Genomic DNA, 12,785 nt, shown 5'->3' on the forward strand with positions numbered 1-12,785 from the left:
GCTGCCTTCCTTTCTGCACGACACCAGGTGACTCAATGTCCAGCGTATCCCTAGACCGCGCCCCGGGCGCAGGCGAAAACACGCGTCTCATCATCCTCATCAGTTGCGTCGCCACCATCGGCGGCTTCCTGTTCGGCTTCGACAGCGGCGTGATCAACGGCACCGTCGACGGCCTCAAGCAGACCTTCCATTCCAGCGCCGCCGGTACCGGCTTCGAGGTCGCCTCGATGCTGCTGGGCTGCGCGTTCGGCGCGTTCTTCGCTGGCTGGCTGGCCGACCGCCTCGGTCGCCGTGCGGTGCTGATCATCTCCGCGGTGCTGTTCCTGCTGTCGGCGCTCGGCGCCGGCGCCTCGCACAGTTCGATGTTCTTCGTTTTCGCCCGGGTCATGGGCGGCTTCGCGGTCGGCGCGGCCAGCGTGATGTCGCCGGCCTACATCGCCGAGGTCGCGCCGGCGCGCTACCGCGGGCGCCTGGCCACGGTGCAGCAGATCGCGATCATCAGCGGCCTGTTCACCGCGTTCCTGAGCAACTACGTGCTGGTCAAGCTGGCCAGCGCCTCGACCGAGCCGTTGTGGCTGGGCCAGGCCGCGTGGCGCTGGATGTTCTGGATGCAGGCGTTCCCGTCGTTGCTGTTCCTGCTGCTGTTGCTGGCGATCCCGGAGAGCCCGCGCTACCTGGTGGTCAAGGGCCGCCGCGAGGATGCGCTGGCGGTGCTGACCCGGCTCTACGGCCTGCGCGAGGCGAACGCCAAGCTGACCGAGATCTCCGCCTCGCTGGCCGCCGACCAGCACAAGCCGAAGCTGTCGGACCTGGTCAGCAAGGTCACCGGCAAGGTGCGTCCGATCGTATGGATCGGTATCGGCCTGGCCACGTTCCAGCAGCTGGTCGGCATCAACGTGGTGTTCTATTACGGCGCGGTGCTGTGGCAGGCGGTGGGCTTCTCCGAAAGCGATTCGCTGCTGATCAACGTGCTGTCCGGCGCGCTGAGCATCGGCGCCTGCCTGATCACGGTGCTGCTGATCGACAGGATCGGGCGCAAACCGCTGCTGTGGATCGGTTCGGCCGGCATGGCGGTGTCGCTGGCGCTGGTCACCCTGGCCTTCGCCAGCGCTTCGCTGGACGCGGCGGGCAAGCTGGCGATGTCGCCGGGCATGGGCCGGCTGGCGCTGGTCGCGGCCAACGTCTACGTGATCTTCTTCAACATGTCCTGGGGCCCGGTGATGTGGGTGATGCTGGGCGAGATGTTCCCGAACCAGATCCGCGGCTCCGGCCTGGCGGTGGCGGGCGCGGCGCAGTGGACCTCGAACTTCGCCATCACCGTGTCGTTCCCGATCCTGCTCGGCAGCATCGGCCTGGCAGGCGCCTACGGCATCTACACCGTGGCCGCGTTCGTCTCGGTGTTCTTCGTGCTCAAGTACGTGTACGAGACCAAGGGCCGCGAGCTGGAGCAGATGCAGGGCTGAGCCGCGCGCCGCCGGCGCGCCGCGATGCGCGCCGGCTGCCGCGTCGGGTTCAGTGCGACTGCAGGTAGCGGCCGAATGCCAGCATGTCGATGCTGCCCCAGCCCGACGCCAGGGTCGAAGCCGCTTGCGGCGCTGTAGCCGTCCGCATACAGACCGTTGTCGCCTTGCAGCACGTCGTGGCGGTTGCCGACGGCGCCCTTGGCATAGGCATACAGCGCAGGGGCGATGAAGCCGAGCCTGTGGCCGTTGGCCTGCTCGAGCCTGGCCAGCAGGCCGGCGAAGGTCGGCGTCGCGGCGCTGCTGCCGTAGACGTATTCTTCGGTCTCTTGGCCGTTGGCGTCGCTGCTCAGGATCATCGCGCTGCTGTTGGCAGAGCCGTTGAAGCTGACGTCCGGCACGGCGCGGTAGCCGTTGCCGACGATGTCGGGAATCGTGCGCTGCTGCCAGCTGGGGGCGGCATAGCGCTTGCTCAGGCCGCCCTGGCTGATCTGCTTGCCGCGCCGGGCATTCCAGACGCTCTCGTCCACATAGGTGCTGCTGGAATTGGCCGCGCTGCGCAGCTCGGTGGCGCCCACCGCGATCGCATACGGGTGGCTCGCCGGCAGCGCCACTGCGCGCTGCTGCGGCCTGCCTTGCAGGCTGGGATAGTAGGGCGGGCTGCTGGCCGCGCTGAACGGCGTGTAGATGCCGTCGTCGCCGCTGCAGACCAGGAAATTCTGGCCGTTGCCGACCGCCTGGTTGAGCGCGGCGTTCAATGCCTGCTCGATATCGTCGGACGCGGAATCCTCGCGGGCGTAGATGGACATGCTGACCAGGCTGGCCGCATTGTCGTCGGCGGCGCGTTGAAGGCCCTCGATCAGGCTGGTCCACAGGAAGTCGGGGAGGTCGTAGATGACCAGGTTGTCCAGGCCGCCGGCGCTGCCCAGCAGCAGTTGCGTGTCCATCTCCCATTCGATCTCGTCGCTGCTGTCGGCGTAGCCGGCCGCTGTCGGGTCGGCGGTCTTGATCACCGTGACCCTGGTCTGCAGGTTGTGCTTGCGCTGGAAACTGCGCAGGTGGGCGAGGGTGCTGTCCAGGTTGCCCACCGCCACGATCGCGGCGGTGGTGCCGGAGGCGATCGGCAGCGCAGAGGCGTTGTACAGCGCTGGCAAATCCTCCACTGCATGGTGCACCGCCATCGGCCCGCGCGTGGACTGCGCGTCGCTGCGCTGGCTGTCGGCGGCCGCACTTCGCTCCTGGACGTGCGGCGCGGCCTGCGGCACTGCGGCGCCGCGCACGTTGTCCAGGCCGAGCACGCCGCCGACCACGCCGGCCAGCGCGGCCGGAACCCTGGCCGCGCCGTCGTTGAGGTAAAACGTGCTGCCGTCGGCCTGATAGGTGCGGATCGAGACAGCGAATGCGGCCTGGACCGCCGCGACGCTGGCCGTGGCCAGGATCAGGCTGCCGTTGCCGGCGATCCGCATGTCGGTGATGCCCTTGCCCAGCAGATAGTCCTGCACCTGCCGCAGGTGCGCCGCGCTCGGCGCCGCGCGCGCCTTGAGGTGCGCCTGCAGTGTGGGATCGGCCGCGCCGCGCGCCAGCAGCGCGGCGCTGGCCTGCTGCAGGGCGGCGCTGTCGGCCGGCCTGAGCACGATGCCGATGTGCAGCGGCATCTGCGGCGGCGCCGGCTGCAGCGCCACCGCGCGCTCCGGCCGCGCCCGCGGCTGTCCGTTCTCGATCTGGCTGCGGGTGCCGGTGTCGGACCATCCGCGCGCGTGCGAGGCGGCGGCGGGTGCCGCGGCGGTGACGGCGGCCATGGCGCAGAGCGCGCCGATTGTCAGGGGAGTGCGACGTGGAGCGGGCATGACGTGGTTCTTCCAGTGCTGGGGGAGGGCGCCGAGTGGACCACGCCGTCGGGAGCGTGGCTCGGCGATCCTGGAAGTTGTCTACGCGCGCCTGCTTGCAGGCCGGTGTCGATGGTGCGACGCGGCAAGTTATGTTACTTTATAACATAATCAATACCGTGGAGCAGTGCCGTGTGCGGTCACCTTTGTTTTGCTAATGCTCCCGGCGCTACGTCCAGGCCGCGCCTTGCCGCGGTCGGCAGCGGCGCATGAACCGGCGCCAGTGGCTACGCCTGGCCGGCTCGACCCTGCTGCTGGCGCCGGCGTTCGCCAGCGCCGGCACACCGATCCAGCTGAGCGCCTGCGCCCTGGAAACCGAGGCGGGCCGCCTGCGCCTGCGCCTGCAACTGCAGGCGACGGTGGCTTATCGGCTGTTCGCGCTGTCCGATCCGGAGCGCTTGGTGATCGATCTGCCCGTGGCCGCGGCGCCGCTGCCGCCGCTGCCGACGCCGCAACCCGGCACGGTGGTCAGCGCGATCCGCAGCGGCGCGCGCGACGATGGTGTGCGCATCGTGCTGGAGCTACGCCGGCCGGTGGCGGCCAGCGCGCGCTGGGACACCGGCGAGGCGGCGATGCCGCCGCAGTTGCTGCTCGACCTCGGCCCGGTCGATCCGGCTGCGGCTGCGGCCACGCTGGTGGTGCCGCCGCGCACGTCGATCGCGCTGTCGTCGCGGCCGCGCGTGGTCGCCATCGACGCCGGCCATGGCGGCAAGGACCCAGGCGCGGTCAGCGCCGACGCCCGCTACGAGAAGCACGTGGCGATGGGCGTGGCCGGGCGCCTGCACCAGGTGCTGCAGGCCGACCCGCGCTATCGGCCGACGTTGATCCGCAGCGACGACCGCTTCGTGCCGCTGCACGAGCGGGTGGTGATCGCGCATCAGCGCAAGGCCGACCTGTTCGTGTCGATCCATGCCGACGCCGCGCCGAACCGCAGCGCGCAGGGTGCCTCGGTGTACGCGCTGTCGGAGAACGGCGCCAGCTCGGCGCTGGCGCGCTGGATCGCCGACAGCGAAAACAGCGCCGACCAGTACGGCAACGTCGCCGAGCGCTACTTGCGGCAAAAGGACCCGGTGCTGTCGAAGGTGCTGGTGGACCTGTCGATGAGCGGCACCATCGCCACCAGCCTGCAGTTCGGCAAGCGCATGCTCGGGCGCCTGCAGCAGGTCACCCGGTTGCACCAGGGCGAGGTCGGCCAGGCCGGCTTCGCGGTGCTCAAATCGCCGGACATCCCGTCGTTGCTGGTCGAGACCGGCTTCATGAGCAACGCCGACGATTGCCGCCGGCTGGTCAGCGACCGCCACCAGGAAGAACTGGCGCAGTCGCTGCAACTGGGCATCGACGATTACTTCCAGGCGTTCCCGGTGCATGCCTGAGCCGCTGCGTTCCCCTCCACTGGCCCTTGCCCCTCCAATGAACCTGCCCAGGCAATCGCCGTTGCCCGACATCGCGAGCAGCGAACCCTCCACGATCGCCGCGCCGCTGCAATGGGTCGGCATGGACGGCATCGCCCTGCCGATCCGCCTGTGCGATGCGGTCGCCAGCGACGCTCTGCCGGCGCAGGCGGCGCTGCACGTCGATCTGCCGGCGGTGCAGGTCAAGGGCATCCACATGTCGCGGCTGTACCGGCTGCTGGACGACTACGCGCAGCAGCCACTGTCGCCGTCGTTGCTGGCGCAGCTGCTGCGCGCGATGGTGCACAGCCATGCCGATTGCGCCTCCAGCGCGGCGCGGGTATCGCTGCGCCTGTCGCTGCTGCGGCGCAGCCCGGCGTTGCGCAGCGAAGGACTGGCGGGCTGGAAGGCGTATCCGCTGCGGATCGACGCGGTGCTGCGCGGCGCCAGCGTGCGCGTGCAGGTCGCCGTGGACGTGCTCTATTCCTCGACCTGTCCGTGCTCGGCGGCGCTGGCGCGGCAACTGCTCAGCGCGGCGTTCCTGCAGCAGCATGCCGCGCAGCCGTCGCTGCAGCGCGAGGCCGTGGCGGACTGGCTGCTGCAGCACGGCAGCCATGCCACCCCGCACAGCCAGCGCAGCATCGCCACGCTGCGGGTGGCGGTGTCGCCGCGCGCAGTGCGCTTCGACCTTGACGCGCTGATCGAACTGGCGGAACAGGCCCTGGCCACGCCGGTGCAGGCCGCGGTGCGGCGCGCCGACGAACAGGCCTTCGCCCGCCTCAATGGCGCCAACCTGATGTACGTGGAAGATGCGGCGCGGCGCCTGCAGCAGGCGCTGGGCGCGCGCTACCAGGGCGTGCGTGTGCAGGTGCGGCACCTGGAGAGTCTGCACCCGCACGACGCGGTGGCCGAGGCCGTGGCTCCCGAGCGCGGATCCGGCGATCCGGACCCGTTCGCGGCGGGCGAGGGCGCCCGATGATCCGGTGCAATCCGCGCGGCGACCTGCCGGTGGTCGACGAGAGCGCGTTCGTCGATCCCACCGCCATCCTGTGCGGGCGGGTGATCGTCGCCGCGCACGTGTTCATCGGCCCGTATGCGGTGATCCGCGCCGACGAGACCACCGCCGACGGCGACATCGAGCCGATCCACATCGGTGCCTACGCCAATATCCAGGACGGGGTGGTGATCCATTCCAAGGCCGGCGCGGCGGTGCTGATCGGCGCGCGCACCTCGATCGCGCACCGCGCCATCGTGCACGGGCCGTGCACGGTCGGCGAGCGCGTGTTCATCGGCTTCAACAGCGTGCTGTTCAACTGCGAGGTCGGCGACGGCTGCGTGGTCCGGCACAACGCCGTGGTCGACGGCTGCGATCTGCCGCCGGGGTTCTATGTGCCCTCGACCGAGCGCATCGGGCCGCGCACCGACCTGTCGAAGATCGCGCGGGTCAGCGTCGCGGCCAGCGAATTCTCTGAGGAGGTGGCCGCGACCAACATCCGCCTGGTCGAGGGCTACCGGCGCCTGCGCAACCAGTGGTGAGCGCACCCGGTCCGGGGCCGGCCCCACAACGCAAAAGCCCCGCCAGGGCGGGGCTTTTGTGGTTTTCGCTGCAGGCGAGGCGGCGATGGTGCTCCCTAGGGGGCTCGAACCCCTGTTTTAGCCTTGAGAGGGCCACGTCCTAACCATTAGACGAAGGGAGCAGGTTGGTCGCATCGATTGCAGGGCGCTAGTATATGGGGCTAGCCGCCCGGCGGCAATCCCGCAACTCGATACGGAAGCGCCATCATCAATCCGCCAGTTCCTGTGCCGTTCACCCTGCAACTGATCCCGCGCGATCAGCACAACGTCTCGCGCAAGGACATCAGTCCCAATGCGTTGCGCGTGCTGTACCGGCTGCGCGAAGCCGGCTTCGGCGCGTACCTGGTCGGCGGCGCGGTCCGCGACCTGCTGGTCGAGCTGCAGCCCAAGGACTTCGACGTCGCCACCGACGCCACCCCCGAGCAGGTCAAGCAGCTGTTCCGCAACTGCCGCCTGATCGGCCGCCGCTTCCGCCTGGCGCACGTGGTGTACGGCCGCGAGATCATCGAAGTCGCCACGTTCCGCGCCAACGTCGACGACGGCAGCGGCGACCGCGAGCTCGACAACGGGCGCCTGGTCCGCGACAACGTCTACGGCAGCATCGAGGACGACGCGGTACGCCGCGACTTCACCTGCAACGCGCTGTACTACGCGATCGAGGATTTCTCGGTACGCGACTACACCGGCGGCTTCGCCGACGTGCAGGCGCGGCTGATGCGCATGATCGGCGATCCCGAGCAGCGCTATCGCGAAGACCCGGTGCGCATGCTGCGTGCGGTGCGCCTGGCCGCCAAGCTGGACTTCGAGATCGAGCCGAGCACCGCCGAGCCGATCCCGCGCCTGGCCGGGCTGCTGGCCGAAGCGGCGCCGGCACGGCTGTTCGAGGAAGTGCTCAAGCTGTTCCTGTCCGGCGACGGCGTGGCCAGCTTCGAAGGCCTGGAGCGTTACGGCCTGCTCGCCGCGCTGTTCCCGGAAAGCGCCGCGGCGCTGCATTCCAACCGCAGCGGCGCGCTGCGGCGGATGTTGATCGAAGGCCTGCGCAACACCGATGCGCGGGTGGCCAACGACGAGCCGGTGTCGCCGGCGTTCCTGTTCGCGTTGCTGCTGTGGCCGGCCTACTGCCGCGCGCTGATGGCGCTGCAGAAGCAGGGCATGCAGCTGGAAGAAGCGCAGCGTCGCGCCGCCGACCGGGTGACCCTGCACCAGCTGAGCACGGTCGCGCTGCCGCGGCGCTTTTCGCTGCCGATGCAGGAGATCTGGCTGCTGCAGTCGCGCTTCACCTCGCGGCAGAAGAAGCGGGTGGTGCGCACGCTGTCGCATCCGCGCTTCCGCGCCGCGTTCGATTTCCTGATCCTGCGCCAGTCGGCCTCGGCCGAGCACGAGGCCGACATCGCCTATTGGCGCGAATTGCAGCAGCAGCCCGGCTATGCGCCGCCGCCGCGCGGCTTCGACCCGGAGATCGACTACGTCGGCGACGAGGTGGCGATGGCCCCGGCCGACAGCGAGGAAACCCCCAAGCGCCGCCGGCGCCGGCGCCGGCGTCCGGATGCCGCCGCACCGGCCGAGTGAGCGCCGCGCTCGGTCCCGCGCCGGTGCAGGCCTGCATCGGCCTGGGCGGCAACCTAGGCGATGCGGTCGCGACCCTGCGCGCGGCCATCGCCGCGCTGGACACGCTGCCGCACACGCGCCTGCTGCGCGCCTCGCAGCTGTACCGCAGCCCGGCCTGGGGCAACCAGGCGCAGCCGGATTTCATCAATGCCGCGGCGGTGCTCAGCACCGCGCTGCCGGCGCCGGACCTGCTGCAGGCGCTGCTGGCGCTGGAAGCCCGCCACGGCCGCCAGCGCATCCCCGGCGAGCGCTGGGGGCCGCGCACCCTGGACCTGGACCTGCTGCTGTACGCCGAGGCGGTGATCGACCTGCCCGGGTTGCAGGTGCCGCACCCGCACCTGCACCAGCGCGGCTTCGCCTTGCTGCCGCTGGCCGAGATCGCCGCCGAGGCGACCATCCTGGGCCATGGAACGGTGCGTGACGTCAGCGACCGCAGCGAAACCGACGGGATCGTGGCAATCGGTAGATAATGCCCGGCTTATCACCGCACCGCATGAGCTTATGAGCAGCCACGCCGATAGCAAGCCCTGGACCGTTCCCGCCCTGGCCGAGGCCAAGCGCCGCCAGCAGAAACTGGTGATGCTGACCGCCTACGACGCCGGCTTCGCACGCGTGTTCGAGGCCAACGGCGTGGACCTGATCCTGATCGGCGATTCGCTGGGCATGGTGGTGCAGGGCCACGATTCGACCCTGCCGGTGACCGTGGACGACATCGTCTACCACACCGCTGCGGTGGCGCGGGTGCTGCAGCGCGCGCTGCTGGTGGCCGACCTGCCGTTCCAGTCCGACGCCACCCCCGAGCGCGCGCTGGACGCGGCGACCCGGCTGCTGCAGGCCGGCGCGGAGATGGTCAAGCTGGAGGGCGCCGGGCACAAGCTGGAGGTGATCCGCTTCCTCAGCGAGCGCGACATCCCGGTGTGTTCGCACCTGGGCCTGACCCCGCAGTCGGTACTGACCTTCGGCGGCTACAAGATCCAGGGCCGCGAGCAAGCCGCCGCGGCCAAACTGCTCGCCGACGCCAAGGCGGCGGCCGCGGCCGGCGCCGCGCTGCTGGTGCTCGAATGCGTGCCGTCGCCGCTGGCGGCGCGGATCACCGCCGAAGTGGAGATCCCCACCATCGGCATCGGCGCCGGTCCCGACTGCGATGGCCAGGTGCTGGTGCTGCACGACTTCCTGGGCCTGGACAGCGGCCACCGGCGGCCGCGCTTCGTCAAGGATTTCCTGGCCGAAGGCGGTTCCATCGCCGGCGCGGTGCGCGCCTACGCCGACGCGGTGCGCGCCGGCACCTTCCCCGACGCCGAACACGCCTACGCCAAATGATCGACACCCTCACCGACCTGGCGCGGCTGCGTGCCACCGTTTCCGGCTGGAAGCGGCAGGGCCTGCGGGTGGCCTTCGTGCCGACCATGGGCAACCTGCATGCCGGGCATTTCTCGCTGGTGATGCTGGCCCGGCAGTACGCCGACCGGGTGGTGTCCAGCGTGTTCGTCAACCCTACCCAGTTCGGCCCGAACGAGGACTTCACCCGCTACCCGCGCACGCCCGAAGCCGACACCAGCGGCCTGGAAGGCGCCGGCTGCGACGTGCTGTGGCTGCCGACGGTGGAGAGCATGTACCCGCTGGGCGTGGAGCTGGCGCTGCGCATGCACACGCCCGGGGTCAGCGAAGTGCTGGAAGGGGCCTGCCGTCCGGGGCATTTCGACGGCGTGTGCACCGTGGTCGCGCGCCTGTTCAACCAGGTGCAGCCGGACCTGGCTGCGTTCGGCAAGAAGGACTACCAGCAACTGGCGGTGATCCGGCAGATGGTCGCCGACCTGGCGTTCCCGATCGAGATCCTGGGCGGGGGCATCGTGCGCGAGGCCGACGGCCTGGCGATGAGCTCGCGCAACCAGTACCTGTCGGCCGAGGAGCGGCCGCGCGCGGCGCAGATCCGCCAGACCCTGCTGGCGATGCGCGACGGCCATGGCGCCGGGCGTCCGCGCGCCGAGATCGAGGCGGCCGCCAGCGCGCAGCTGCAGGCCGCCGGCTTCGAGGTCGATTACACCGTGCTGCGCCTGCCCGACCTGAGCGAGCCGCAGGACCAGGAAGGCCCGCGCGTGGCCTTGATCGCCGCGCGGCTGGGGCGCACCCGGTTGATCGACAATCTGGAGTTCTGAGCGCGGCAGCGGATTGCGGCTGTCGCGGCGCCGGCGCCGGCAATGTGCCGAATGCGCTCGAGGGTGCTGGGTCGCCGGTTGGCTTCGCGCGTCGCTACTGAAGTCGCTCCCACAGGGGTGCTGTCGAGCTCACCGCTTCGTTCGTCGCGGCTGAAGCCGCTCCTACAGGACTTGCGGCGAGCCGGCTGGGTGCACTGTAGGAGGGGCTTCAGCCCCGACTGTGTCCGAAGCCGTCGAGCCTGCCGCTTCGTTCGTCGCGGCTGAAGCCGCTCCTACAGGGATTTGCGGCGAGCCGGCTGGTGCACTGTGGGAGGGGCTTCAGCCCCGACTGTGTCCGAAGCCGTCGAACCTGCCGCTTCGTTCGTCGCGGCTGAAGCCGCTCCTACAGGACTTGCGGCGAGCCGGCTGGGTGCACTGTAGGAGGGGCTTCAGCCCCGACTGTGTCCGAAGCCGTCGAACCTGCCGCTTCGTTCGTCGCGGCTGAAGCCGCTCCTACAGGGGCTTGCGGCGAGCCGGCTGGGTGCACTGTAGGAGGGGCTTCAGCCCCGAGGCTGTCCGAAGCCGTCAGAACCGCCGCTTCGCGATGCCATCGGCAACCGCGGGATGCGCCGCTCTGCCGGCCATGGTTGGCAGAGCTCGCATCGCACAGTGCCGCATCAAGCGGTCAAGCCATGTCCTGTGGCGGGCATGCCAAGACGCACGCCGGACAACGCCGCAGACGTACCGCCCACCCTTGCTGCCACTGCCGCTTAACCCCTCGGCTGCTAAACTGCGCTTCTTTCCTCACCGCAGTACCGCAAGCATGCAGCTGAGCCTGTTGAAGACCAAGATCCACCGCGCCACCGTCACCCATTCGGAGCTCAATTACGAAGGGTCGATCGCCATCGACGGATTGCTGCTGGACGCCACCGGCATCCGCGAGTTCGAGCAGGTGCACATCTGGGACGTCACCAACGGCGCACGCTTCAGCACCTATGCGATCCGCGCCGACGAAGGCAGCGGCATCGTCTCGCTCAACGGCGGCGCCGCGCGCCACGTGCAGGTCGGCGACCTGATCATCATCGCCGCCTTCGCCGGCATGAGCGAAGAGGAAGCCGCGCGCTTCCAGCCGACCCTGGTCTACGTGGACGGCGCCAACAAGATCACCCATACCAACCACAGCATCCCGAAGCAGGCCGCATGACACAGTCCAACGGTTTCGACGCACTGCACGCCCACGCCCAGCGCTTGCGCGGGGCGCGCCTTCCCGAACTGCTGGCCGCCGAGCCGGGCCGGGTCGACGACCTGGCGCTGCAGGTCGGGCCGTTGTACTTCAACTTCGCGCGGCAGACATACGACCGTGCCGCGCTCGACGCGCTGCTGGCGCTGGCCGCCGCGCACGACGTGGCCGGCGCGTTCCAGCGCCTGTTCCGCGGCGAGACGGTCAATGTCACCGAAGGCCGCGCCGCGCTGCATACCGCGCTGCGCGGCGAGCTCAGCGGCGCGCCGGTCGCGGCCGACGCCAACGCCAGCGCGCGCGACGTGCAGCAGCGCATGCGCGCGCTGATCGACGCACTGGCGCAGACCGAGGTCACGGACATCGTCAGCGTCGGCATCGGCGGTTCCGACCTGGGCCCGCGGCTGGTCGCCGACGCGCTGCGTCCGGTTGACGGCGCGCGTTTCCGCGTGCATTTCGTCTCCAACGTCGATGGCGCGGCGATGCAGCGCACGCTGGCTACGCTGGATCCGGCGCGCACCGCCGGCGTGCTGATCTCCAAGACCTTCGGCACCCAGGAAACCCTGCTCAACGGCCAGATCCTGCGCGACTGGCTCGGCGGCAGCGCGCGCCTGTATGCGGTCAGCGCCAATCCCGAACGCGCCGCCAAGGCCTTCGACATTGCCGCCAGCCGCGTGCTGCCGATGTGGGACTGGGTCGGCGGGCGCTACTCGCTGTGGTCGGCGGTGGGCTTCCCGATCGCGCTGGCGATCGGCGCCGACGGCTTCGAGCAACTGCTGGCCGGCGCCGCGCAATTCGACGCACACGCGCTGAGCGCGCCGCTGCCGCGCAACGTGGCGGTGCTGCATGCGCTGACCACGCTGTGGAACCGCAACGCGCTCGGCTACGCCACGCAGGCGGTGATGACCTACGACCAGCGCCTGGCGCTGCTGCCGGCCTACCTGCAGCAGCTGGTGATGGAGAGCCTGGGCAAGCGCGTGCGCCTGGACGGCAGCCCGGTACAGGCCGATACCGTGCCGGTGTGGTGGGGCGGTGCCGGCACCGACGTGCAGCACAGCTTCTTCCAGGCGCTGCACCAGGGCACCAGCATCGTGCCGGCCGATTTCATCGGCTGCATCCACAACGACGATCCGTACACGGTCAACCACCAGGCGCTGCTGGCCAATCTGCTGGCGCAGACCGAGGCGCTGGCCAACGGGCAGGGCAGCGACGACCCGCACCGCGACTACCCCGGCGGCCGCCCGAGCACGCTGATCCTGCTCGACGCGCTGACCCCGCAGGCGCTGGGCGCGCTGATCGCGATGTACGAGCACAGCGTCTACGTGCAGTCGGTGATCTGGGGCATCAACGCCTTCGACCAGTTCGGCGTGGAGCTGGGCAAGCAACTGGCCAGCCAGCTGCTGCCGGCGCTGCAGGGCGAAACCACCGAAGTCGCCGATCAGGTGACGCGCGCGGTGCTGGCACGCTTGCGCGGCTGAGGCGCGCACGCGGTT

Annotated in this window: 11 protein-coding genes and 1 tRNA gene; 10 read left to right on the top strand and 2 right to left on the bottom strand. The window is 70.1% G+C overall.

Features of this window, described 5'->3' with window-relative positions; translation table 11 throughout:
- The first annotated feature begins 35 nt into the window (after positions 1–35).
- A complete protein-coding gene (locus KHF85_RS09095; protein ID WP_284569311.1) occupies positions 36–1,463 on the top strand; it encodes a sugar porter family MFS transporter in 1,428 nt (475 codons plus the stop codon).
- Here KHF85_RS09095 and KHF85_RS09100 read toward each other — a convergent pair.
- Positions 1,373–3,259, bottom strand: coding sequence for a S53 family peptidase (locus KHF85_RS09100; protein WP_284569312.1), 1,887 nt, complete (start codon positions 3,257–3,259; stop codon positions 1,373–1,375). The genes KHF85_RS09095 and KHF85_RS09100 overlap by 91 nt on opposite strands.
- Positions 3,260–3,555: 296 nt before the next feature.
- On the opposite strand from KHF85_RS09100, the gene KHF85_RS09105 reads away from it, so the two are divergent.
- The 3 genes from KHF85_RS09105 to KHF85_RS09115 are packed head-to-tail and all read left to right on the top strand — an operon-like array spanning position 3,556 to position 6,273.
- On the top strand, positions 3,556–4,719 hold the full coding sequence (locus KHF85_RS09105; RefSeq protein ID WP_284569313.1) for an N-acetylmuramoyl-L-alanine amidase: 1,164 nt from the start codon (positions 3,556–3,558) through the stop codon (positions 4,717–4,719).
- A 37-nt stretch (positions 4,720–4,756) separates the two neighbouring features.
- The gene (gene folE2, locus KHF85_RS09110) at positions 4,757–5,716 is read left to right on the top strand and encodes a GTP cyclohydrolase FolE2 (RefSeq protein ID WP_284569314.1); all 960 of its coding nucleotides are present in this window, start codon (positions 4,757–4,759) and stop codon (positions 5,714–5,716) included.
- Entirely contained in the window at positions 5,713–6,273 is a 561-nt protein-coding gene (locus tag KHF85_RS09115; protein ID WP_284569315.1) for a gamma carbonic anhydrase family protein, read from the top strand. Before folE2 ends, KHF85_RS09115 begins: the two co-directional genes overlap by 4 nt.
- An 86-nt stretch (positions 6,274–6,359) precedes the next feature.
- Here KHF85_RS09115 and KHF85_RS09120 read toward each other — a convergent pair.
- Positions 6,360–6,434: transfer RNA gene (locus KHF85_RS09120), tRNA-Glu, on the bottom strand.
- Between the two features lie 103 nt (positions 6,435–6,537).
- On the opposite strand from KHF85_RS09120, the gene pcnB reads away from it, so the two are divergent.
- From pcnB to pgi, 6 genes are all read left to right on the top strand, one after another.
- Positions 6,538–7,881: a polynucleotide adenylyltransferase PcnB gene (gene pcnB, locus KHF85_RS09125; RefSeq protein WP_237651029.1), complete on the top strand. Its 1,344-nt coding sequence runs from the start codon at positions 6,538–6,540 to the stop codon at positions 7,879–7,881.
- Positions 7,878–8,390, top strand: a complete 513-nt coding sequence (gene folK / locus KHF85_RS09130) for a 2-amino-4-hydroxy-6-hydroxymethyldihydropteridine diphosphokinase (protein WP_284569316.1) — start codon at positions 7,878–7,880, stop codon at positions 8,388–8,390. Before pcnB ends, folK begins: the two co-directional genes overlap by 4 nt.
- 31 nt (positions 8,391–8,421) lie before the next feature.
- Complete coding sequence (gene panB / locus KHF85_RS09135) at positions 8,422–9,240, top strand: 3-methyl-2-oxobutanoate hydroxymethyltransferase (RefSeq protein ID WP_284569317.1); 819 nt, start codon at positions 8,422–8,424, stop codon at positions 9,238–9,240.
- Positions 9,237–10,076, top strand: a complete 840-nt coding sequence (gene panC, locus KHF85_RS09140; protein WP_009604067.1) for a pantoate--beta-alanine ligase — start codon at positions 9,237–9,239, stop codon at positions 10,074–10,076. The genes panB and panC overlap by 4 nt, the downstream gene beginning before the upstream one ends.
- 802 nt (positions 10,077–10,878) lie before the next feature.
- Positions 10,879–11,259 (top strand): aspartate 1-decarboxylase, encoded by a 381-nt coding sequence (panD, locus tag KHF85_RS09145; RefSeq protein WP_003470181.1) that lies wholly within the window; start codon positions 10,879–10,881, stop codon positions 11,257–11,259.
- Positions 11,256–12,770: a glucose-6-phosphate isomerase gene (gene pgi, locus KHF85_RS09150; protein WP_284569318.1), complete on the top strand. Its 1,515-nt coding sequence runs from the start codon at positions 11,256–11,258 to the stop codon at positions 12,768–12,770. Before panD ends, pgi begins: the two co-directional genes overlap by 4 nt.
- Positions 12,771–12,785: the final 15 nt, after the last annotated feature.

The organism is Xanthomonas graminis pv. graminis, from assembly GCF_030168915.1.
GTDB classification, from domain to species: Bacteria; Pseudomonadota; Gammaproteobacteria; order Xanthomonadales; family Xanthomonadaceae; genus Xanthomonas_A; species Xanthomonas_A translucens.

Excerpts from the sequence above, each read along its gene's own strand:
- KHF85_RS09095 (WP_284569311.1), top strand. The coding sequence starts at position 36 with ATGTCCAGCGTATCCCTAGACCGCGCCCCGGGCGCAGGCGAAAACACG.
- KHF85_RS09100 (WP_284569312.1), bottom strand. The coding sequence starts at position 3,259 with ATGGCCGCCGTCACCGCCGCGGCACCCGCCGCCGCCTCGCACGCGCGC.
- KHF85_RS09105 (WP_284569313.1), top strand. The coding sequence starts at position 3,556 with ATGAACCGGCGCCAGTGGCTACGCCTGGCCGGCTCGACCCTGCTGCTG.
- folE2 (WP_284569314.1), top strand. The coding sequence starts at position 4,757 with ATGAACCTGCCCAGGCAATCGCCGTTGCCCGACATCGCGAGCAGCGAA.
- KHF85_RS09115 (WP_284569315.1), top strand. The coding sequence starts at position 5,713 with ATGATCCGGTGCAATCCGCGCGGCGACCTGCCGGTGGTCGACGAGAGC.
- panB (WP_284569317.1), top strand. The coding sequence starts at position 8,422 with ATGAGCAGCCACGCCGATAGCAAGCCCTGGACCGTTCCCGCCCTGGCC.
- panC (WP_009604067.1), top strand. The coding sequence starts at position 9,237 with ATGATCGACACCCTCACCGACCTGGCGCGGCTGCGTGCCACCGTTTCC.
- panD (WP_003470181.1), top strand. The coding sequence starts at position 10,879 with ATGCAGCTGAGCCTGTTGAAGACCAAGATCCACCGCGCCACCGTCACC.
- pgi (WP_284569318.1), top strand. The coding sequence starts at position 11,256 with ATGACACAGTCCAACGGTTTCGACGCACTGCACGCCCACGCCCAGCGC.